Annotated in this window: 19 protein-coding genes and 1 tRNA gene; 10 read left to right on the plus strand and 10 right to left on the minus strand. The window is 62.0% G+C overall.

Features of this window, described 5'->3' with window-relative positions; genetic code table 11:
* Positions 1-39 precede the first annotated feature (39 nt).
* The 4 genes from secA (at position 40) to AC07Z7_RS03085 (ending at position 5,529) form a co-directional block, all read left to right on the plus strand.
* A complete protein-coding gene (secA, locus tag AC07Z7_RS03070) occupies positions 40-2,793 on the plus strand; it encodes a preprotein translocase subunit SecA (RefSeq protein ID WP_252659311.1) in 2,754 nt (917 codons plus the stop codon).
* Between the two features lie 152 nt (positions 2,794-2,945).
* Positions 2,946-4,175, plus strand: coding sequence for a bifunctional glutamate N-acetyltransferase/amino-acid acetyltransferase ArgJ (argJ, locus tag AC07Z7_RS03075; protein WP_494765280.1), 1,230 nt, complete (start codon positions 2,946-2,948; stop codon positions 4,173-4,175).
* A 63-nt stretch (positions 4,176-4,238) separates the two neighbouring features.
* Positions 4,239-5,111 carry an ATP-binding protein gene (locus AC07Z7_RS03080; RefSeq protein ID WP_252659312.1) on the plus strand — a complete coding sequence of 291 codons (873 nt, stop codon included), beginning with the start codon at positions 4,239-4,241 and terminating at the stop codon, positions 5,109-5,111.
* Positions 5,089-5,529 carry an NUDIX domain-containing protein gene (locus AC07Z7_RS03085; RefSeq protein ID WP_494765281.1) on the plus strand — a complete coding sequence of 147 codons (441 nt, stop codon included), beginning with the start codon at positions 5,089-5,091 and terminating at the stop codon, positions 5,527-5,529. Before AC07Z7_RS03080 ends, AC07Z7_RS03085 begins: the two co-directional genes overlap by 23 nt.
* A gap of 125 nt (positions 5,530-5,654) precedes the next feature.
* On the opposite strand, the gene AC07Z7_RS03090 is transcribed toward AC07Z7_RS03085, so the two are convergent.
* The 8 genes from AC07Z7_RS03090 to AC07Z7_RS03125 all read right to left on the minus strand — a co-directional run bounded on the left by AC07Z7_RS03090 (position 5,655) and on the right by AC07Z7_RS03125 (position 12,385).
* Entirely contained in the window at positions 5,655-5,873 is a 219-nt protein-coding gene (locus tag AC07Z7_RS03090) for a DNA gyrase inhibitor YacG (RefSeq protein WP_494765282.1), read from the minus strand.
* Positions 5,874-5,938: 65 nt separating this feature from the next.
* Positions 5,939-6,694 carry a cell division protein ZapD gene (zapD, locus tag AC07Z7_RS03095; protein WP_094286576.1) on the minus strand — a complete coding sequence of 252 codons (756 nt, stop codon included), beginning with the start codon at positions 6,692-6,694 and terminating at the stop codon, positions 5,939-5,941.
* Between the two features lie 28 nt (positions 6,695-6,722).
* Positions 6,723-7,343 (minus strand): dephospho-CoA kinase, encoded by a 621-nt coding sequence (gene coaE / locus AC07Z7_RS03100; RefSeq protein ID WP_494765283.1) that lies wholly within the window; start codon positions 7,341-7,343, stop codon positions 6,723-6,725.
* Positions 7,344-7,356: 13 nt separating this feature from the next.
* Positions 7,357-8,229, minus strand: a complete 873-nt coding sequence (locus AC07Z7_RS03105; RefSeq protein WP_494765284.1) for a prepilin peptidase — start codon at positions 8,227-8,229, stop codon at positions 7,357-7,359.
* Positions 8,229-9,449 carry a type II secretion system F family protein gene (locus AC07Z7_RS03110; RefSeq protein ID WP_494765285.1) on the minus strand — a complete coding sequence of 407 codons (1,221 nt, stop codon included), beginning with the start codon at positions 9,447-9,449 and terminating at the stop codon, positions 8,229-8,231. The genes AC07Z7_RS03105 and AC07Z7_RS03110 overlap by 1 nt, the downstream gene beginning before the upstream one ends.
* A gap of 20 nt (positions 9,450-9,469) precedes the next feature.
* On the minus strand, positions 9,470-11,209 hold the full coding sequence (gene pilB / locus AC07Z7_RS03115; protein WP_494765286.1) for a type IV-A pilus assembly ATPase PilB: 1,740 nt from the start codon (positions 11,207-11,209) through the stop codon (positions 9,470-9,472).
* A gap of 130 nt (positions 11,210-11,339) precedes the next feature.
* Positions 11,340-11,416 (minus strand) — tRNA-Pro (locus tag AC07Z7_RS03120).
* Between the two features lie 39 nt (positions 11,417-11,455).
* On the minus strand, positions 11,456-12,385 hold the full coding sequence (locus AC07Z7_RS03125) for a polyprenyl synthetase family protein (protein WP_494765357.1): 930 nt from the start codon (positions 12,383-12,385) through the stop codon (positions 11,456-11,458).
* A 226-nt stretch (positions 12,386-12,611) separates the two neighbouring features.
* Here AC07Z7_RS03125 and rplU point away from each other — a divergent pair, with 226 nt between their 5' ends.
* The 4 genes from rplU (at position 12,612) to proB (ending at position 15,685) form a co-directional block, all read left to right on the plus strand.
* Positions 12,612-12,923, plus strand: a complete 312-nt coding sequence (gene rplU / locus AC07Z7_RS03130; RefSeq protein ID WP_005794184.1) for a 50S ribosomal protein L21 — start codon at positions 12,612-12,614, stop codon at positions 12,921-12,923.
* 16 nt (positions 12,924-12,939) lie between these two features.
* Entirely contained in the window at positions 12,940-13,197 is a 258-nt protein-coding gene (gene rpmA, locus AC07Z7_RS03135) for a 50S ribosomal protein L27 (RefSeq protein WP_005794180.1), read from the plus strand.
* A gap of 178 nt (positions 13,198-13,375) precedes the next feature.
* The gene (gene cgtA / locus AC07Z7_RS03140; protein ID WP_094286588.1) at positions 13,376-14,446 is read left to right on the plus strand and encodes an Obg family GTPase CgtA; all 1,071 of its coding nucleotides are present in this window, start codon (positions 13,376-13,378) and stop codon (positions 14,444-14,446) included.
* Between the two features lie 96 nt (positions 14,447-14,542).
* Entirely contained in the window at positions 14,543-15,685 is a 1,143-nt protein-coding gene (gene proB / locus AC07Z7_RS03145; protein WP_494765287.1) for a glutamate 5-kinase, read from the plus strand.
* A gap of 91 nt (positions 15,686-15,776) precedes the next feature.
* Here proB and AC07Z7_RS03150 read toward each other — a convergent pair whose 3' ends face one another.
* The gene (locus tag AC07Z7_RS03150; protein WP_494765288.1) at positions 15,777-16,451 is read right to left on the minus strand and encodes an RNA pyrophosphohydrolase; all 675 of its coding nucleotides are present in this window, start codon (positions 16,449-16,451) and stop codon (positions 15,777-15,779) included.
* Between the two features lie 92 nt (positions 16,452-16,543).
* On the opposite strand from AC07Z7_RS03150, the gene AC07Z7_RS03155 reads away from it, so the two are divergent.
* Positions 16,544-18,286, plus strand: coding sequence for a proline--tRNA ligase (locus tag AC07Z7_RS03155; RefSeq protein ID WP_494765289.1), 1,743 nt, complete (start codon positions 16,544-16,546; stop codon positions 18,284-18,286).
* A gap of 2 nt (positions 18,287-18,288) precedes the next feature.
* Positions 18,289-18,993: a lytic transglycosylase domain-containing protein gene (locus AC07Z7_RS03160; protein ID WP_494765290.1), complete on the plus strand. Its 705-nt coding sequence runs from the start codon at positions 18,289-18,291 to the stop codon at positions 18,991-18,993.
* Positions 18,994-18,998: 5 nt separating this feature from the next.
* Here AC07Z7_RS03160 and paeA read toward each other — a convergent pair whose 3' ends face one another.
* Positions 18,999-20,327 (minus strand): polyamine export protein PaeA, encoded by a 1,329-nt coding sequence (gene paeA, locus AC07Z7_RS03165; RefSeq protein ID WP_494765291.1) that lies wholly within the window; start codon positions 20,325-20,327, stop codon positions 18,999-19,001.
* Between the last annotated feature and the right edge of the window lie 23 nt (positions 20,328-20,350).

Consider the following 20,350-nt stretch of genomic DNA (forward strand, 5'->3'; position numbering starts at 1 on the left):
TTGGCGCGCTGATTGCAGCGGGCAAGCGGTCCTGTTCGCATGGCCACCAACTTCCTCACCAAAATATTCGGCAGCCGCAATGACCGGCTTCTCAAGCAGTACCGCAAGACGGTGTCCCGCATCAATGCGATGGAGCCCGAGTACGAAAAGCTGTCGGACGAGCAGCTCAAGGCCAAGACGCAGGAGTTCAAGGAGCGCGTAGCCAAGGGCGCGTCGCTGGACGACATCCTCCCCGAAGCCTTTGCGGTGGTCCGCGAAGGGTCCAAGCGCGTCATGAAGATGCGCCACTTCGATGTGCAGATGCTGGGCGGCATGGCACTGCACTACGGCAAGATCTCCGAAATGCGCACGGGTGAGGGCAAGACGCTGACCGCCACGCTGCCGGTGTACCTCAATGCCCTGTCGGGCAAGGGCGTGCATGTGGTGACGGTGAACGACTACCTTGCCAACCGCGATGCGCAGTGGATGGGGCGTCTGTACAACTTCCTGGGCCTCACGGTGGGCATCAACCTGCCCAACATGCCCCGCGAGCAGAAGCAGGAGGCCTACCGCGCCGACATCACCTACGGCACGAACAACGAATACGGCTTCGACTACCTGCGCGACAACATGGTCTATGAGGCGCAGGACCGCGTGCAGCAGGGGCTGAACTTTGCCATCGTGGACGAGGTGGACTCCATCCTGATCGATGAGGCGCGCACGCCCCTGATCATCAGCGGCCAGGCCGAGGACCACACGGCGACCTACGTCGCCATGAACAAGGTGGTGCCCCTGCTGGTGCGCCAGGAAGGCGAAGCCGACCCCCGCACGGGCGAGGGCGTGACCAAGCCCGGCGACTTCACGGTGGACGAGAAGAGCCACCAGGTGTTCCTGACCGAACAGGGCCACGAGACCGCCGAGCGCGTGCTCGCCAGCCATGGCCTGATTGCCGAAGGCGCCTCGGTGTACGACCCGGCCAACATCACGCTGATGCACCACCTGTATGCAGCGCTGCGTGCCAACCACCTCTACCACCGTGACCAGCACTACGTGGTGCAGAACGGCGAGATCGTGATCGTGGATGAGTTCACCGGCCGCCTGATGTCGGGCCGCCGCTGGAGCGAAGGACTGCACCAGGCTGTCGAAGCGAAAGAAGGCCTGAAGATCCAGGCCGAGAACCAGACGCTGGCGTCCATCACCTTCCAGAACTATTTCCGCCTCTACAGCAAGCTCGCTGGCATGACCGGCACGGCCGACACCGAGGCCTATGAATTCCAGGAAATCTACGGTCTCGAAACCGTGGTCATCCCACCCAACCGCCCAAGCAAGCGCGACGATCAGCTGGACCGTGTGTACAAAACCACACGCGAGAAGTACGAAGCCGCCATCAAGGACATCCGCGAATGCCACGAACGTGGCCAGCCGGTGCTGGTGGGCACCACGTCGATCGAGAACTCCGAGATCATCGACCAGCTGCTGAACAAGGAAGGCCTGCCGCACCAGGTGCTCAATGCCAAGCAGCACGCCCGTGAGGCCGACATCGTGGCCCAGGCGGGCCGTGCCGGCATGATCACCATCGCCACCAACATGGCCGGCCGTGGTACTGACATCGTGCTGGGCGGCAACATCGAGAAGGATGTGGCGGCCATTGAGGCCGACGAGTCCTTGTCCGAATCCGACCGTGCTGCCAAGGTGGCCGCGCTGCGCGAGCAGTGGAAGGTGGACCATGAGAAGGTCAAGGCCCTGGGTGGTCTGCGCATCATTGCCACCGAGCGCCACGAATCCCGCCGCATCGACAACCAGCTGCGTGGCCGCTCGGGCCGCCAGGGCGATCCTGGCTCGTCGCGCTTTTACCTGAGCCTGGACGATTCGCTGATGCGCATCTTCGCGGGCGACCGCGTCAAGGCCATCATGGACCGCCTGAAGATGCCCGATGGTGAAGCCATTGAAGCGGGCATCGTGACGCGTTCCATCGAGTCGGCCCAGCGCAAGGTGGAAGCCCGCAACTTCGACATCCGCAAGCAATTGCTGGAGTATGACGATGTGGCCAACGACCAGCGCAAGGTCATTTACCAGCAGCGCAACGACATCCTCGACGCCTCCGATCTGTCGGACGTGATTGCCGCGATGCGCGAGGACTGCATGACCGACCTGGTGCGCCAGTACGTGCCGGTGGAGTCCGTGGAAGAGCAGTGGGATCTGCCTGCGCTGGAAAAGGTGCTGGCTGAGGAATGGCAGGTGGCGATTGCGCTGCAGCAGGAAGTGCAGGGCGCGAGCAGCGTCACCGACGACGAAATCCTGGAGAAGGTGCTGCAGGCTGCCAATGCCTCGTTCGATGCGAAGGTGGAACAGGTGGGCCGCGACAACTTCACGCAGTTCGAGCGCGTGGTGCTGCTGCAGAACTTTGACTCCAACTGGCGCGACCACCTCTCTGCGCTGGACTACCTGCGCCAGGGCATCCACCTGCGCGGCTATGCACAAAAGCAGCCCAAGCAGGAGTACAAGCGCGAAGCCTTTGAGCTGTTCCGCCAGTTGATCGACCAGGTCAAGAACGAGGTCACCAAGATCCTCATGACCGTGCAGATCCAGTCCCAGGCCCAGCTGGACCAGGCCGCACAGGACATGGAAAGCCGCGCCGAGAGCATCGCCAACGTCACGTACACCGCCCCCACCGAAACGGGCGAGGTGGAAACCACGGTGGATGCACAAACGGTGGGCCAGGCCCTGCCGGAGGGCATCCGCGTGGGCCGCAACGACCCCTGCCCTTGCGGCAGCGGCAAGAAGTACAAGCAGTGCCACGGCAAGCTCGCTTGATTTCCTGATCCACACAACACGGGCTTCGGCCCGTGTTTTCATTGGCGCGCCACGGTTTTCCGGATAATCGGCCGCAATCTTCTTTGACGGATGCAGAGGCTGTGTAGCCACCATGCATCTGACCCCTCCCTCCGATAGAAAGGCCCCGTCCCATGCCTGTGAATCTTGTTGCCCCCGTTGCCGCCGACCTGCACCCGATTGCCGGTGTTCGGATTGGTGTGGCCGAAGCCGGTGTCCGCAAGGCCAACCGCAAGGACCTGACCGTGTTCCTGCTGGACGAAGGCGCCAGCGTGGCGGGCGTGTTCACCCAGAACCGCTTCTGCGCGGCCCCGGTGCAGATCAGCCGCGACCACCTGAGCAGCGGTCAGCCGATCCGAGCGATGGTCATCAACACCGGCAACGCCAATGCAGGCACGGGCGCGGATGGTCTGGCGCGTGCGCGCTCCACCTGTGTTGCGCTCGCACGCCAGCTGAGCGTGGCGCCCGAGCAGATCCTGCCGTTTTCCACCGGCGTGATCATGGAGCCCTTGCCCAATGACCGCATCGAGGCAGGCCTGCCCGCTGCGATTGCCGATGCCCAGCCCGGCCACTGGGCCCGCGCCGCTGAAGGCATCATGACCACGGACACCCTGCCCAAGGCCTTCTCGGCGCAGGCGCAGATCGGCGGCACCACGGTGTCCATCACCGGCATCAGCAAGGGCGCGGGCATGATCCGCCCCAACATGGCCACCATGCTGGGCTTTCTGGCCACGGACGCCTGTGTGGCACCTGCTGTGATGCAGCAGCTGGCGCGCGAGCTGGCCGATGGCTCCTTCAACCGCGTGACCATCGACGGCGACACCTCGACCAACGACTCCTTCGTGGTCGTGGCCACCAACAAGGCCGCGCATGCGCCCATCACTTCGCTCGACAGCGCCGAGGGCCAGGCCCTCAAGGCGGCGATGCTGGCGGTGTCGCAGAAACTGGCCCAGGCCATCGTGCGTGATGGTGAGGGCGCCACCAAATTCATCACCGTGCGGGTGGAGGGCGGCAAGACCGGCGACGAATGCCGCAAGGTGGCCTATGCGATTGCCCATTCGCCCCTGGTCAAGACCGCCTTCTTTGCCAGCGACCCGAACCTGGGCCGCATCCTGGCCGCTGTGGGTTATGCGGGCATCGACGATCTGGACCAGACCGGCATCGACCTGTACCTGGACGACGTGCATGTGGCCGTGCAAGGCGGTCGCAACCCCGCCTACCGCGAGGAAGACGGCCAGCGCGTGATGAAGCAGGCCGAGATCACCGTGCGTGTGCTGCTGGGCCGTGGTGATGCGGTGGACACGGTATGGACCTGCGATTTCAGTCATGAATATGTGACGATCAACGCGGACTACCGCTCCTGATTCACTGCAATACTCCTGATTTGATAGCTACTGACGCATGATGGACGCGCGGTAGATGCCAAAATGAACCAGAAATTTGAACATCTGATCGAGCGTGCCGAGCAGCTCATCGCCCGCATCGAATCCGTGCTGCCTCAGCCGCTCTCTGCGCCCGACTGGTCGGCCGCCATTGCCTGGCGCTACCGCAAGCGCAGCAGCGGCCACGGCACCCTGGAGCCGGTGCGCCATGTGGCCGCGATGGCGCTGGCGGACCTCAAGGAAATCGACCCCCAGAAGGAAAAGATCGAGCGCAACACGCAGCAGTTTGTGCGAGGCTTGCCCGCCAACAACGTGCTGTTGACCGGCGCACGCGGCACCGGCAAGTCCTCGCTCATCAAGGCCTGCCTGAACGCCTATGCGGCGCAGGGCCTGCGCCTGATCGAGGTGGACAAGGCGGACCTGACCGATCTGCCCGACATCGTGGACGTGGTGTCCGCACGGCCGGAGAAATTCATCGTCTTCTGCGACGACCTGAGCTTTGAAGATGGCGAGCCCGGCTACAAGGCGCTCAAGTCCATCCTCGACGGCTCGGTGGCGGCTGCCACGCCCAATGTGCTGATCTACGCCACCAGCAATCGGCGCCACCTGCTGCCCGAGTACATGAAGGAGAACCTCACCTACACCCACACCGAGGACGGCGAGGTGCACCCCGGTGAAGTGGTGGAAGAGAAGATCTCCCTGTCAGAGCGTTTTGGTCTGTGGGTGAGCTTCTACCCCTTCAGCCAGGAGGAGTACCTGACCATCACGGCGCAATGGCTGTCGTCGCTGGGGGTTTCTGCTTCGGCCATCGCGGCTGCGCGGCCCGAGGCCCTGGTCTGGGCGCTGGAGCGGGGTTCGCGCAGCGGCCGCGTGGCCTACCAGTTTGCGCGTGACTATGCGGGGCGCCACAGTGGCTGAAACAACACGCAAACACACCGAGGTGGCGGTGGGCATCCTGCTGCGCGAGGACGGTGCCATGCTGCTGTCCACCCGCCCGCCGGGCAAGCCGTACGCGGGCTACTGGGAGTTTCCGGGCGGCAAGCTGGAGGCGGGCGAAACGGTGGAAGAGGCGCTGCGCCGTGAGCTGATCGAGGAACTGGGCGTGACCATCGGCCCGGCCACGGTCTGGAAGGTCACGGAGCACGACTATCCCCATGCCCTGGTGCGTCTGCACTGGTGCAAGGTCTGGGCGTGGACGGGGGAGTTCGAGATGCGCGAAGGCCAGTCCATGGCCTGGCAGCAGATGCCGTTGACGGTGGAGCCGGTGCTGCCCGGCGCTTACCCGGTGCTGCAGTGGCTGGCCGAGGAGCGGGGCCTGGAATTCACGCCCGAATAAACCGTCGCGGCTGCTTGCTGTCGGCGCGGCGGAGACAGTTTGCTATTAAATATATAGCTTGAAAGTGTTTGCTGTCAGGCGGCAGCGACCATTTTTGGTCAATGTTTTGGCTGGGTGCCGGCGTATCAGTGCTGCTGGCGCGGGTCGCCGTATTGGGCGTCCGCAGGCGGAGCTTCGGCGGGCATGCGGAAGTCCTCGCTGGCCCAGGCGCCCAGATCGACCTGCTTGCAGCGCTCGCTGCAAAAAGGGCGGTAGGCATTGGCGGGGCTGTATACGCTGTCGCCCCCACAGCTGGGGCAGACCACGGTGCGTGCAAAGGATGTGGTGGATGTGGAGCGGGTCATGCTTGTGGGCGAATCAAGGTGGTGCTCGCCTGGTCACCAGGATGGTTCACTGAAAGTATCCGGACTCAGGCGCACAGCGTGAGTTCAAACGCTGCATCCTCGTTGCAGGCGTGCAGGCGGCCATCCCCTTCGAGCCGCATGAGCCGCACCGAAACAATCAGCCGGTTTCCGCTGATCTCGGGAATCAGGTTCAGGCCCGGGTCCATGCGCAGCCGCAGCAGCTGGAAGGTGCGGCCTTGCGGCAGGTTCTGCTGGAACTGGCCACGTTCTGCTGCCACCTTCTGGGGGACACCCGAATCGCGCAGCAGCTTGAGCAGCACATAAATCGATTCGGCCAGTGGCGCGAGCGTGGACGCCCATTGCTCCAGCGCCTGCTGCCGCACGTCGGGGGCGTGGTGTTGCCATGCATAGTAGGCCGGCAGATCGAACCCGCAGGTGCCGCCGGGAATGCCGATGCGGCTGCGGATGCTCATCAGCCAGTCGTTCTCGGTCAGTGCATGGCCTGACTTTCCATTTTGCCCATTCAGTGCGGTGAAGCACCGGTCGAGCTGGGCGATCACTGCATCCAGCGCGGCCTCGGAGATGGAAGGGTTGCCACGGTAGCTGTCGAGCTGGTGCTTGTGTTTTTCGATGTCCTTGAGCACGTCCGACTTCAGGTCGGCCCGGGCTGCCACATCCATGATCTCGAAGATCGTGACCAGCGCAAAGTGGTGGTCGAGTGCATGGGCGCGGGGGATCAACTCCCCCAACCGGCGGAACAACTGCTCAAGCCGCAGATAGGTTCTGAGACGCTCGTTAAAGGGGTATTCGTAAAGGATCACGCTGGCGGGTTCCTGGGGCTCTTGTGCATCATAGCCCGAACAAGGCGGCTACCTGCCGCACCTGGGCCTGCAATGCGGGCAAGGTGTTGTGGGGCCCGTTGGCAATCACGATATCGGCGACCGCACGGCGCGCGTGCCGGGTGGCCTGCGATGCAATGATGCCCCGCACCACGTCAGGGGCGAGGCCACTGCGGTGCATGACACGCTCAATCTGGGTCTCCACAGGGCAGTCCACCACCACCACGGCATCCAGCTGGCGGGCCCACCGGCCGGACTCCGTCAGCAGCGGAATATCGTGCACGATCAGGCGGGAACCTGCCGCAATGGCCTGTTGCGTCTGCACAAGGCTGTGGCGGGTTACCAGCGGGTGCACGATGGCCTCCAGCTGCGTGCGTGCCTCAGGCTGGTTGAAGGCCAGCTCGCGCATGCGCGAGCGGTCCAGCGCCCCTGAGGCATCCACGAAGGCCGCACCGAATGTGCTGCGGATGGCGTCCATGGCATCCCCGCCGGGGCCGGTAACCGCGCGCGCTATCTGGTCTGCGTCGATCATCGTGGCGCCCAGCGAGGCGAACATGCCGCCCACGGTGCTTTTGCCACTCCCAATGCCGCCGGTCAGGCCCAGGCGCACCGGGCACCTTTTGTTTGCCATGGTCGGGAAGGGGCTACAGGCCCAGGAGATTCAACACGGTGTTGAGGATGGCATTGGGGCCAAACACCATCGCCGTCAGCCCTGCACCCACGAGGAAGGGACCAAACGGTATGTAGCCCCCTTCGCGCAAGCTGCTGAAAATTTTCATCGCGATACCGATGACGGCGCCAATGATCGACGACATCAAAATGATGGGCACCAGCGCCTGCCATCCAAACCAGGCGCCGAGTGCCGCGAACAGCTTGAAGTCGCCATACCCCATGCCCTCCTTGCCCGTGGCCAGCTTGAAGCCCCAATACACCAGCCACAACGACAGGTAACCGGCCGCAGCTCCTGTCACGGATGCGTGCAGCGGGACGTTCGTCCACTGGAATGCCGCCGAGAGCAAGCCCGCCCAGAGCAAAGGCAGGGTGATATCGTCCGGCAACAGGGTGGTGTCCCAGTCGATGAATGCCAAGGCCACGAGTGCTGCGGAAAAGCCGCACCACGCAAAACCGACAGGGGTCACCCCCCAGCGGTATATGCAGAAGAAGAACAGCGCCCCGGTGAGCAACTCGACCAACGGGTAGCGGGCGCTGATCGGTGCTTTGCAGGCCGAGCAGCGGCCCCGTAAAAAGAGATAACTCAGGACGGGGACATTTTCATACCACTGAACCACATGTCCGCAAGCGGGGCAGCGTGACCGCGGGGTCATCAGGTTGAAGGGGGCCTGCGTGCCTGCAGGAGGCTCCTTGCCCTGTTTCTCTGCCTCCAACTGGGCCAACTCCGCCGCCCACTGCTGCTCCATCATCTTGGGCAACCGGTAAATGACCACGTTCAGAAAACTGCCGATCAGCAAGCCCAAGACGCCGCCCAGGCAGGCGCCCCCCCACACCTCGAACTCCATTACACGACCTGACCGAGCTTGAAGATGGGCAGGTACATGGAAACCACGATTCCGCCAATCAAGGTGCCCAGGAACACGATGATGATGGGTTCCATCAGACTGGACAGGCCAGCCACCATGTCGTCCACTTCCGACTCGTAGAAATCGGCCGCCTTGCCGAGCATGTGGTCAATGGAGCCGGATTCTTCCCCGATGGCGCACATTTGCAGCACCATGGACGGGAAGATATTGGCATTGCCCATCGCGGCGGTCAGGCTGGTGCCGGTGGAGACTTCCTGCTGAATCTTGTCGGTGGCCATGGAATAAACGGAGTTCCCTGCGGCGCCTCCTACCGAGTCCAGCGCTTCGACCAAGGGAACGCCTGCCGCGAACATGGTGGCCAGGGTCCGGGTCCAGCGTGCAACGCAAGACTTGTCGATAAGTGCTCCGAAAATGGGCATGCGCAGCAGCAGGCGATCCATGAACATTTGCATCTTTTCATTGCGTCGCCACGCCTGCATGAAGAAGAAAAAGCCACCGCCTATAACGCCAAAAATCAACCACCACCACTTCACGAAAATCTCGCTGATAGCCATCACAAACAGTGTAGGGGCGGGTAAATCTGCGCCGAATGACGTGAAGACCTCTTTGAATGCGGGAATCACAAAAATCATGATCACTGTTACAACGACAAAGGCAACAATGATCACGGATATCGGGTACATCAAGGCCGATTTGATTTTCGACTTGATGGCCTCAGTTTTCTCCATGTAGGTGGCGAGTCGATCCAGAAGCGCTTCCAGAATACCCGCAGCTTCCCCCGCCTCGACCAAATTGCAGTAGAGGCTGTCAAAATACATTGGATACTTGCGGAAGGCCCCATTCAGCGATGTGCCTGTCTCAATGTCTGCACGAATATCGTTCAATAATTTGGTAACGCTGGCATTGGTGTTGCCTCTTCCAACAATATCGAAAGCCTGCAACAGAGGAACACCAGCCTTCATCATGGTTGCCAGCTGCCTGGTGAAAAGCGCAATGTCTTTGGGCTTGATTTTCTTGCCAGAACGCATCCGGCGTTTTTTGATCTTTGTCGGGAAAACGCCTTGGCGTCGCAAGGTGGCCTGAACCTGATTTTCTCCCACCGCACGGATTTCCCCACGCACGATTTTTCCATGGCGGTCTTTGCCCTCCCACTCGAAGACAAAATCCTTGATATCTCTTTTTGATGCTACGGTAGCCATACTGCCCTCGTCAGTGGGTGCTATTCGTTGGTAACTGCCAAAACCTCTTCGAGAGAGGTCAGGCCGAGCTTGGCTTTGTGGAGTCCGGATTCGCGCAGCGAACGCACACCTTCAGCCCGGGCTTGCTCCGCAATTTCCAGGGCACTTCCATCGCGAAGAATGATGCGCTGTATATCTTCAGACACTGGCATGACCTGGTATATACCTACCCGGCCTTTGTACCCGTTGTTGCAGGCAGAACAGCCAACAGGGCGGTAGGTGACCCAAGAGCCATCGAGGTCCTCTTCTTTGTACCCTGCCTCCACGAGCGTTTCGTGGGGAATATCAGCAGGTGTCTTGCAGGCTGGGCAGAGCCTGCGCGCCAGTCGCTGTGCCGTGATCAAGATCACGCTGGATGCGATATTGAAGGGCGCTATGCCCATATTGCGCATGCGTGTCAGCGTCGTGGGTGCGTCGTTGGTGTGCAGGGTGGACAGGACCAAGTGACCGGTCTGGGCCGCCTTGATCGAGATGTCGGCAGTCTCCAAGTCCCGGATTTCCCCCACCATGATGATGTCGGGATCCTGGCGGAGAAAGGATTTGAGCGCGACTGCAAATGTCAGGCCGGCCTTCTCATTCACATTGACCTGGTTGACGCCAGGCAGATTGATTTCAGAAGGGTCTTCGGCGGTCGCAATATTGACGCCCGGCTTGTTGAGCAGATTCAGGCAGGTATAAAGAGAAACGGTCTTGCCAGAGCCCGTGGGCCCAGTCACCAAGATCATGCCGTAGGGGCGACCAATGGCCTGAAGAAGTCGCTCCTTCTCGACAGGCTCGTACCCCAATGCGTCAATGCCCAGTTTTGCACTGCTCGGATCCAGAATACGGATCACAATTTTTTCACCAAACAAGGTGGGCAACGTGCTGACGCGGAAATCAATGACTCTGTCGGGGCCGACCTTCAGCTTCATCCGACCATCTTGCGGAACCCGCTTTTCCGAGATGTCCAGGCGCGAAATCACTTTGATGCGCGAAGCCAGCTTGTCCTTGATCGCAATCGGGGGTGATGCTATTTCGCGCAACTCCCCATCAATTCGGAAGCGGACACGATACTGATGTTCATAGGGTTCAAAGTGCAAATCGGATGCCCGCATATTGAAGGCATCCAATAGCATCTTGTGAAGGAACTTGACGATAGGTGCGTCTTCGACCTCTGTGATGCCAGTATCGGCTTCCTCGGGGGCGTCTTCAATCGAGACATCGTCAAACTCGAAATCACCGCCTCCACTCACCAGCGTTTCCATGGACTCGCTGGTGGATTTGGAGGTCACATCTACCAGGCGACTCAGTTTGTCATACTCGGCGATAATCCAATCCACCCCCATCTGGGTGGTAAATTTGATTTTTTCTGCAGCTTCTTGATCGGTGGGATCTGCAGTCGCAACAATCAGCCGGTTGTTGCGCTTGCTGAGCACTACAACGCGATAAGCTTGGCAGATTTTGTTGTCCAGCAGTTCCTTGGGCAGGCGCAATGGATCAATTGCATCCAGATCAAGCAGTGGTGCGCCAAAGACGGCAGAAACCGTGTGCGCCAAATCGGCCGCCGATACCGCACCAGAACCTGTCAATTCGGCGATAAAACTGGTGCGGCTGATTTGTGATTTTTTGTAAATGTCCTCGGCTGACTTTTGCGTCAGCTTGCCGGCAGACATCAACGCCCGACCCAGTCCGGGGAGGGCGACTGCAGAGGCTTCTTTAGGGACAGTATCAACAGCGGCCATGTAACCGGTAATGTGTTAGGTTTGGAAAAGAAACCATCCTATCATCACCGATTGCGCAGGGGGTGTACAGCGCTGGATATTGGTAACTGCGCCACAGGCAGCGCGAATGTGTGTTTGGGTGGTGGATTTATGGTCGGGGTGAGAGGATTCGAACCTCCGGCCTCTACGTCCCGAACGTAGCGCTCTACCAGGCTAAGCTACACCCCGTTGATTGCATAGCACCCATCTGCGGGTGTAATGCGCACCTCAGTTGCGCCGCGCGAGCAACTGAGCGGCCAATTCTAGCAAGCCCTTTGCATAGGCATTGGCGGGAAGCTGCTCAGCGGCGGCCATGGCCCGACGGGCCTCTGCAAATGCAGCTGCCCGAGTAACGTCCAGGGCGCCAGTGGCGCGGACGATTTGGATGATTTCGCTCAACTGTTCTGTTGATCCCTGTTCGATGGCTCGGCGAACAATGAGTGCTTGGCTGGGGGTGCCTCGCTCCATGGCAGCAATCAATGGCAGCGTGGACTTCCCCTCCCGGAGGTCGTCCCCCAGGTTCTTGCCCATTTCAGCTGCGTCACCGTCGTAGTCAAGGACGTCATCAATGATCTGAAAAGCAGTGCCGAGAGCTTGTCCGTAGGTGGAGCATGCTTCCTCGATCTCAGATGTGCTGTTGGCCAACACAGCTCCCAGTCTGGCGCTGGCTTCGAACAGCTTGGCGGTTTTGGAGCGGATCACGCGCAGGTAGCCCGCCTCATCCAGGGAGGCGTCGTGCATGTTCATGAGCTGAAGCACCTCCCCCTCGGCGATCACGTTGGTGGCTTCGGAGAGGATTTCCATGATCCGCATGCTTCCCGCTTCCACCATCATCTGGAAGGAGCGGGTGTGCAGGAAGTCCCCTACAAGCACGCTGGCGGGGTTGCCGAATGTCTCATTGGCCGTAGGGCGTCCCCGGCGCAGTGTGGAGGCGTCCACCACGTCATCGTGCAGCAGCGTGGCCGTGTGAATCAGCTCGACCACCGCTGCGAGGCTGAACCGGTGGTCGCCGCGGTAGCCCAGGGCGCCGCATACCATCAGCAGCAGCGCAGGCCGCAGCCGCTTGCCGCCAGCAGCGATGATGTACTGCGATATCTGGGCAACCAGCGGCACGCTGGACGTCAGGCGCCGCTCAATGACCTTGTCGACCTCGTGCATGTCCTGGGCAACGAGCGTGAGGGGAGAGGCTGCGGGGGCGGTATGGTCAGTCAAGATGGCGGTCACAGAAAGTGCCCGGATTATAGGAAGACCTGACAGGGGCCATCGCTGTCTGACTGGCGCGCGTTGCGCCAGGCTTCAAGAGGGCTGGACCTGCGATGCGTGATGCGCTACAATCTCTGGCTCTGCAGAAATCCGTCTGCGGAACTCATATCAAGAGGTCAACATGTACGCGGTCATAAAAACCGGCGGCAAGCAGTATCGCGTTGCTTCCGGCGAAAAAATTAAAGTAGAACAGATTGCTGCGGACGTAGGCCAGGAGATCGTGATCGACCAGGTTCTGGCTGTCGGCAACGGCGCTGAACTCAAGGTTGGTACGCCCCTGGTGTCCGGCGCAACCGTGAAAGCCACTGTTGTGGCCCACGGCAAGCACGACAAGGTGCACATCTTCAAGATGCGCCGTCGCAAGCACTATCAGAAACGCCAAGGCCATCGCCAGCAGTTCACCGAACTGCAAATCGGTGCGATTGCTGCTTAAGCGAAGGAGCTAAGTCATGGCACAGAAAAAAGGCGGCGGCTCTACGCGAAACGGGCGCGACTCCAAGCCAAAGATGCTGGGTGTCAAGGCGTTCGGTGGTGAATTGATCAGCGCTGGCTCGATCATCGTGCGCCAGCGTGGCACACGTTTCCACCCTGGCACCAACGTTGGCGTCGGCAAGGACCACACCTTGTTCGCCCTGGTGGACGGCCATGTGTCGTTTGGCACCAAGGGTGCATTGTCCAAGTCCACGGTCAATGTGACTCCCGCCTGAGGATTTTTCCTCCGGCAAGCAACGAAGCCCCGCTTTGCCGGGGCTTTGTTGTTTGGTCTGTACGGGTGGCTCTCGCATGCCATCTGCCTGCGGCGCCTGGAAGGCGTTCCGCTGTTCCGCCACAATCGGCGGTTGGTTGCCGGTTTGCACGGCGGCCCTTTTGTAAACTGGATATTCCATGAAGTTCGTCGATGAAGCCTTTATTGACATTGCAGCCGGTGACGGCGGCAATGGCTGCGTGTCGTTTCGGCACGAAAAATACAAGGAATTTGGCGGACCCAATGGCGGTGACGGGGGGCGGGGCGGGCATGTGTTTGCTGTTGCCGACCCCAACCTGAACACCCTGGTGGACTTTCGCTACTCGCGCCGGCACGAGGCCAAGCGCGGTGAGCATGGCATGGGCTCGGACATGTTCGGCGCCGCAGGGGCCGACATCACCTTGAAAATGCCCGTGGGCACCATCATCACCGACGCGGAAACGGGGGAGGTGCTGTATGAGTTGCTCACCCCGGGCGAAGTGATCACCATCGCCAAGGGCGGGGATGGCGGGTTTGGCAACCTGCGCTTCAAGAGCGCCATCAACCGTGCGCCCCGCCAGAAGACGCCGGGCTGGCCGGGTGAAAAAAAGAACCTCAAGCTGGAGCTGAAGGTGCTGGCCGATGTGGGTCTGCTGGGCATGCCGAATGCTGGCAAGTCCACCTTCATCACGGCGGTTTCCAATGCGCGTCCCAAGATTGCGGACTACCCCTTTACCACCCTGCACCCGAATCTGGGTGTGGTGCGCGTGGGGCCCGAGCAAAGTTTTGTGGTGGCAGACATCCCTGGCCTGATCGAAGGCGCGTCGGAGGGGGCGGGACTGGGCCACCAGTTCCTGCGCCACCTGCAGCGCACCCGCCTGCTCTTGCACATCGTCGATCTGGCGCCGTTCGATGATGCGGTGGACCCGGTGGCGCAGGCCAAGGCCATCGTCAACGAGCTGAAGAAGTACGACCAGCAGCTTTACAACAAACCCCGCTGGCTGGTGCTGAACAAACTGGACATGGTGCCGGACGACGAGCGCGAGGCGCGTGTCAAAGATTTTGTGAAACGCTTCAAGTGGAAGGGGCCGGTGTTTGAGATTTCTGCGCTGACGCGCGAGGGCTGCGAGTCTCTGATCCATGCGATCTTCCGCCATGTGCAGTCGGAGCAGCGAACGGAAAACGAGCCCGTGGAAGTCGATCCCCGTTTTGCTGGAGACGCGCCCGCGTGATGCAAGAGGCTTCTGGGTCTTTTGCCTGATTGCTATATTTTTAATAGCTGCTAGCGCTTGATGGGTGCGCGGTAGTAGCCAAAAATGATTCAAACAATGGTTTCCAGCGTATTGCGAGATGCCCGCCGCATCGTGGTCAAGGTGGGCTCCAGCCTTGTGACCAATGAAGGTCGTGGCCTGGATGAAACGGCCATCGGTGAATGGAGCCGCCAACTGGCGGCCTTGGTGCGCGGCGATGGCGGGGTGGCGCGTGAGGTCGTGATGGTGTCCAGCGGCGCGATCGCCGAGGGCATGAAGCGCCTTGGCTGGACCACACGACCGCAGGAAATCCACGAGCTGCAGGCCGCCGCCGCCGTGGGGCAGATGGGCTTGGCGCAAATGTACGAAACCAAGTTGCGCGAAGAGGGCATGGGCAGCGCCCAGGTGCTGCTCACCCACGCCGACCTGGCTGACCGCGAGCGCTACCTGAACGCGCGCTCCACCTTGCTCACGCTGCTGCGCCTGGGCGTGGTGCCGGTGATCAATGAGAACGACACGGTCGTCAACGACGAAATCAAGTTTGGCGACAACGACACCCTAGGGGCGCTGGTGGCCAATCTGGTCGAGGCCGATGCGCTGATCATCCTCACGGACCAAAAAGGGCTGTACACCGCCGACCCGCGCCGGGACCCTGCAGCGCAATTCGTGCACGAAGCCAAGGCAGGGGATCTGGCCCTGGAGGCCATGGCCGGAGGCGCGGGGTCGAGCATCGGCAAGGGCGGCATGATCACCAAGATACTGGCGGCCAAGCGTGCCGCAGGCTCGGGCGCGTCCACCGTGATCGCCTGGGGGCGGGAGCCTGATGTGCTGCTGCGCTTGGTCAAGGGCGAGCCTCTGGGGACCCTGCTGGTTGCACAAACCCAGAAAAAACAAGCGCGCAAGCAATGGATGGCGGACCACCTGCAGCTGCGCGGCTCCGTGGTGGTGGATGCCGGGGCTGCTGCCAAGGTGCGCGACGAAGGCAAGAGCCTGCTGCCGATTGGCATGACGGCGGTCGAAGGGGACTTCTCGCGCGGCGACGTGATTGCTGTGCGGGATGCCTCCGGGGTCGAGATCGCGCGGGGCTTGGCCAACTATGCGGCCGCCGAAGCGCGCCTTCTGTGTCGCAAGCCTTCGACCGAATTTGAAAAACTGCTGGGCTATGTGGCCGAGCCGGAGATGGTGCACCGGGACAACCTGGTGCTGGCCGTGGGCGCGTGATTGCCGGATTGCTTTAGCGTTGTGCGCACAGTCGCCCAAGCCATAAAAAATGCCTGCTCATTGCAGGCATTTTTGTTGATGGACGCGGAGATCAGCGGGGTGTGGTGGTCAGCGGTGGAATCCCGTCCAGTTCACCCGGCATGCTGTTTTGCGGGTCGGGGTCAAAACTGGCGCCAGGGGGGAGTTCCATGCCCGGGTTGATCAGCATGGACCCCGTGCGGTACATGCCCGTCCCCGTATGCTCACCTTCTCGTGTCCGCATGCCGCTGCGCAAGTAGCGGTTGCGCTGTTCATGCCGAGGCAGGTAGCGTGCCAGCTCGGTCAGGGCCATTTCATAGACCCCCCGCTTGAACTCGACGACCACGTCCAGAGGCACCCAGTAGTCATTCCAGCGCCAGGCATCGAACTCGGGGTGGTTGGTCGCTCGGAGATTCAAGTCCCAGTCGTGGCCCACCAGTTGGAGCAGATACCAGATTTGTTTCTGGCCCTTGTAATGTCCGCGCGCGTCGCGGCGGATGTACCGGTCAGGCACCTCATAGCGCAACCAGTCCCGTGTGCGGGCCACCACGCGCACGTGGTCAGGCAATAATCCCACCTCTTCGTGCAGCTCCCGGAACATGGCTTGCTCGGGGGTTTCGCCCCGGTCAATGCCACCCTGCGGAAACTGCCAGCTGTGGGTGCGTATGCGCTTGCCCCAGAACACCTGGTTTCTCTGGTTGAGCAGGATGATGCCGACGTTCGGCCGAAAGCCGTCCCGGTCAAGCATAATCAAACCCCAAATTTTTAAACTGTGTCCATTATGCACGGCGCCTAGCGCGCAGCAAGTGGACTGCTCTGATCCGCCCGAAATCGATCCCGATGAAAGCCTCCCAATTCTTTATCTCCACCCTCAAGGAAGCCCCGGCCGACGCAGAAGTGGTCAGCCACAAACTCATGATGCGGGCAGGGCTGATCAAGAAGCTGGGCGCTGGCATCTATAACTACATGCCTCTGGGCCTGCGCGTGATCCGCAAGGTGGAAGCCATCGTGCGCGAAGAGATGAACCGCGCGGGCGCCGTGGAGCTGACCATGCCCGTGGTGCAACCTGCCGAGCTGTGGCAGGAAACAGGCCGCTTTGACAAGATGGGCCCCGAGCTGCTGCGCATCCAGGACCGCCATGGCCGCGACTTCGTGGTGCAGCCCACCAGCGAAGAAGTGATCACTGACATCGCGCGCCAGGAACTCAAGAGCTACAAGCAGCTGCCGAAGAACTTCTACCAGATCCAGACCAAGTTCCGCGATGAGCGCCGCCCACGCTTTGGCCTCATGCGCGGCCGCGAGTTCATCATGAAGGACGCCTACAGCTTCGACCGCGATCAGGCGGCCGCCAAGGCCAGCTACCAGGTGATGGCCCAGGCCTACCGCCGCATTTTTGACCGCTTCGGCCTGACCTACCGTGCCGTGGCGGCCGACAGCGGTGCCATCGGTGGCGACCTGTCCGAAGAGTTCCAGGTGATCGCCGCCACGGGTGAAGACGCCATCGTCTACTGCCCGCAGAGCGATTACGCCGCCAACATGGAAAAGGCCGAGGCCCTGGCGCCTGCCGGTCCACGCCCAGCGCCCGCCAAGGCCATGGAAAAGACGCCGACGCCTGGCAAGAGCACCTGCGCCGACGTGGCCGAGCTGCTGGGCGTGCCTTTGAGCACCACCGTGAAGTCGCTGGTCCTGGCCACGGACGAAACCAACGAGGCCGGCGAGATCGTCAAGAGCCAGGTCTGGCTGCTGCTGCTGCGTGGCGACCATGACATGAACGAGATCAAGGTCGGCAAGGTGCCCGGCTTGGCGGGTTTCCGGTTTGCCACGCTCTCCGAGATCGAGGACCACTTTGGCTGCAAGCCCGGCTACCTGGGCCCCATCGGCCTTCAAAAGCCGCTCAAGATTGTGGTGGACCGTGAGGTGGCCGTCATGGCCGACTGGATCTGCGGCGCCAACGAGGTGGATTTCCATATCACCGGCGTGAACTGGGGCCGCGACCTGCCCGAGCCCGATGCCGTGGCCGACCTGCGCAATGTGGTGGCGGGCGACCGCTCCCCCGATGGCAAGGGCGAGTTGGCCATCGAGCGCGGCATCGAAGTGGGCCATGTGTTCTACCTGGGCACCAAGTACAGCAAGGGCATGAATGCCACCTTCCTGGGTGACGATGGCAAGCCCGCTTTCTTTGAGATGGGCTGCTACGGTATTGGCGTCACGCGCCTGCCCGCCGCCGCCATCGAGCAGAACCACGACGAGCGCGGCATCATCTGGCCCGACGCGATCGCACCTTTCACGGTGGTGGTCTGCCCCGTGGGCATGGACCGCAGCGAGGCCGTCAAGGCTGCGGCCGAGCAGCTTTATGCCGACCTGCTGGCCGCCGGTGTGGATGTGATCCTGGACGACCGTGGCGAGCGCCCCGGCGCCATGTTTGCCGACTGGGAGCTGATCGGTGTGCCGCACCGCGTGACCATTGGCGACAAGAGCCTCAAGGAAGGTGTGGTCGAGTACCAGCACCGCCGTGACACGGCCGCGACCAAGGTGGCGGTGGCTGACATCCTGGCCCATGTGAAGGGCCGCATGGTGGTATGAGCATGAGCGAGGAGCGGAGCGCCAACGCATCCCCCACGGCCCGCCCCGTTGCGGTGGCTGGCCTCTCGCGGCGCACGTGCCTGGTTTCAGCAGCCTCGATCGCGGCACCTGCAGCCTGGCTGGCCGCGCCGCAGGCGGCACATGCGGGGGGGCAGCTTGAAGAGCCCCTGATGGACTCCGTGCGCACGGCGCTTAGTTCGGCTATTGCCAACCAGGCACCACCCGAGCCCGAGTTCTTCACCACCGAAGCCCGTCTGCACTACCTGCGCTGGCTGGGTACCCAGAGCGACCGGCTGCGCCGCCGCAAGCCCGAGTGGGAGGTGCGGCGCGATTTTCTGCAGACGGTCTGGTACGAGTCCAAACGTGCGGGGCTCGATGTATCGCTGGTCCTTGGGCTCATCCAGGTGGAGAGTGGGTTCCGCAAGTTTGCCGTGTCCAGCGTGGGCGCGAGGGGCTACATGCAGGTCATGCCGTTCTGGACGCGGGTGATCGGCGATGGCGATGCCAGCAAGCTGTTCCACATGCAGACCAACCTGCGTTTTGGCTGCGTGATCCTGCGCCACTATATCGACCGCGAGCAGGGCGATCTTTTCATGGCCCTGGGGCGCTACAACGGCAGCCGTGGCCGCTCGCCCTACCCCGATGCGGTGTTTGGCGCCCAGCGCAACTGGGCGTTCATTGACAGGCCCACAGCGCCTGCCGCCTGACGGGGTTACGCCTGAGCCGCAGGCGGGCTGCTGCTATTGCTGCCGGTGGGGCTCAAGCGTGAGACCATGACTTGGTCGATGCGGTAGCTGTCCACATCCAGCACCTCGAATTTATAGCCGCCCCAGCTCACGCTGTCGGTGCGGCGCGGTACGCGGCGCAACATCACCATCAGGAAACCTGCCAGGGTTTCGTACTCCCCGGTGTGCGGCAGTTCGTCGAGCGACAGCGCGTGCAGCACGTCCTCAATGGAGGTGACGCCGTCGATGAGCCACGAGTCCTCATCGCGCCGCACGATCTGTTCTTCGTCTGCGGGGCCCACCAGATCGCCCATCACCGTGCTCATCACGTCGTTCAGGGTCACGACTCCCACCACCAGGCTGTATTCGTTCACGATGACGGCAAAGTCCTCGTGTACCTGGCGGAACTGCTCCAGCACCTCGGACAGGGTGAGCCGGTCGGGCACGATGAGCACCTTGCGCACCAGGCTGTCGTCGGCCAGCGAAATGGGCTGGTTGTTCAGCACGCGCTGGAACAGGTCCTTGGCGTCCACATAACCCACCACATGGTCGATGTCGCCCTCGCACACGGGGTAGGTCGAAAAGGGCTCGGCCGCAATGCGCAGCCGGATGACGGAGTCGGGCTCATCGCGCAGGAAGAAGGCCACCCGGTCGCGCGGCGACATGGCGCTGGACACGGTGCGTGTGTCCAGCTCGAACACATTGGTGATGACCTGCTGCTCCCGCGCGGCCAGCACCCCGGCACGGGCACCGGCCTCCATCATTGCCAGGATGTCGTCGGAGGTGATGCGGTCGTCGCGCAGCGACGACAGCCCCAGCACGCGGAACAGCGCATCTGCCCCGCGGCTGTAGAACCACACCAGTGGGCGCAGCAGCGTGGTGCACCAGGCCATGGGCTGCGCCAGGCGCACCACCAGCCGCTCGGGCTCGGCCATGCCCAGGCGCTTGGGGAACAGGTCGGCAAACAGGATGAACAGCGAGGTGATGACCAGGAAGGACACCAGGAACCCCGCCTTCTCTGCGGTCGATTCGGACAGCCACAGCCTGAGCAGCGCGGTGAAATGGGGGCTCAGCGCCCCCTCGCCCACGATACCGCCCAGGATGGCCACGGCGTTCTGGCCCACCTGCACCACCGTGAAATAGTCTCCCGGCTGCTCCTGCATGCGCAGCACGCGGTCTGCGCGTGCATCGCCTTCGTCGGCCATCTGCCGCAGCCGCAGGCGGCGGGCGGCCGCGAGCGAGATCTCGGCCATGGAGAAGAAGGCACTGGCTGCAATCAGCAGCCCGATGACGAAGAGGCTTTGGGACAGGGTCATGGGAGGGACGGGCGGCGCAGGCT

This window comes from Acidovorax sp. GW101-11A03 (genome assembly GCF_059424825.1).

What these genes read in the sequence shown, in the direction of transcription:
- AC07Z7_RS03085 (WP_494765281.1), top strand. Translation starts at nt 5,089, where the DNA reads ATGCGGGGCGCCACAGTGGCTGAAACAACACGCAAACACACCGAGGTG.
- paeA (WP_494765291.1), bottom strand. Translation starts at nt 20,327, where the DNA reads ATGACCCTGTCCCAAAGCCTCTTCGTCATCGGGCTGCTGATTGCAGCC.
- argJ (WP_494765280.1), top strand. Translation starts at nt 2,946, where the DNA reads ATGCCTGTGAATCTTGTTGCCCCCGTTGCCGCCGACCTGCACCCGATT.
- pilB (WP_494765286.1), bottom strand. Translation starts at nt 11,209, where the DNA reads ATGGCCGCTGTTGATACTGTCCCTAAAGAAGCCTCTGCAGTCGCCCTC.
- secA (WP_252659311.1), top strand. Translation starts at nt 40, where the DNA reads ATGGCCACCAACTTCCTCACCAAAATATTCGGCAGCCGCAATGACCGG.
- AC07Z7_RS03125 (WP_494765357.1), bottom strand. Translation starts at nt 12,385, where the DNA reads ATGCACGAGGTCGACAAGGTCATTGAGCGGCGCCTGACGTCCAGCGTG.
- AC07Z7_RS03105 (WP_494765284.1), bottom strand. Translation starts at nt 8,229, where the DNA reads ATGGAGTTCGAGGTGTGGGGGGGCGCCTGCCTGGGCGGCGTCTTGGGC.
- coaE (WP_494765283.1), bottom strand. Translation starts at nt 7,343, where the DNA reads ATGGCAAACAAAAGGTGCCCGGTGCGCCTGGGCCTGACCGGCGGCATT.
- AC07Z7_RS03150 (WP_494765288.1), bottom strand. Translation starts at nt 16,451, where the DNA reads ATGCTTGACCGGGACGGCTTTCGGCCGAACGTCGGCATCATCCTGCTC.
- AC07Z7_RS03080 (WP_252659312.1), top strand. Translation starts at nt 4,239, where the DNA reads ATGAACCAGAAATTTGAACATCTGATCGAGCGTGCCGAGCAGCTCATC.
- rplU (WP_005794184.1), top strand. Translation starts at nt 12,612, where the DNA reads ATGTACGCGGTCATAAAAACCGGCGGCAAGCAGTATCGCGTTGCTTCC.
- proB (WP_494765287.1), top strand. Translation starts at nt 14,543, where the DNA reads ATGGTTTCCAGCGTATTGCGAGATGCCCGCCGCATCGTGGTCAAGGTG.
- AC07Z7_RS03090 (WP_494765282.1), bottom strand. Translation starts at nt 5,873, where the DNA reads ATGACCCGCTCCACATCCACCACATCCTTTGCACGCACCGTGGTCTGC.
- rpmA (WP_005794180.1), top strand. Translation starts at nt 12,940, where the DNA reads ATGGCACAGAAAAAAGGCGGCGGCTCTACGCGAAACGGGCGCGACTCC.
- AC07Z7_RS03110 (WP_494765285.1), bottom strand. Translation starts at nt 9,449, where the DNA reads ATGGCTACCGTAGCATCAAAAAGAGATATCAAGGATTTTGTCTTCGAG.
- AC07Z7_RS03160 (WP_494765290.1), top strand. Translation starts at nt 18,289, where the DNA reads ATGAGCGAGGAGCGGAGCGCCAACGCATCCCCCACGGCCCGCCCCGTT.
- cgtA (WP_094286588.1), top strand. Translation starts at nt 13,376, where the DNA reads ATGAAGTTCGTCGATGAAGCCTTTATTGACATTGCAGCCGGTGACGGC.
- AC07Z7_RS03155 (WP_494765289.1), top strand. Translation starts at nt 16,544, where the DNA reads ATGAAAGCCTCCCAATTCTTTATCTCCACCCTCAAGGAAGCCCCGGCC.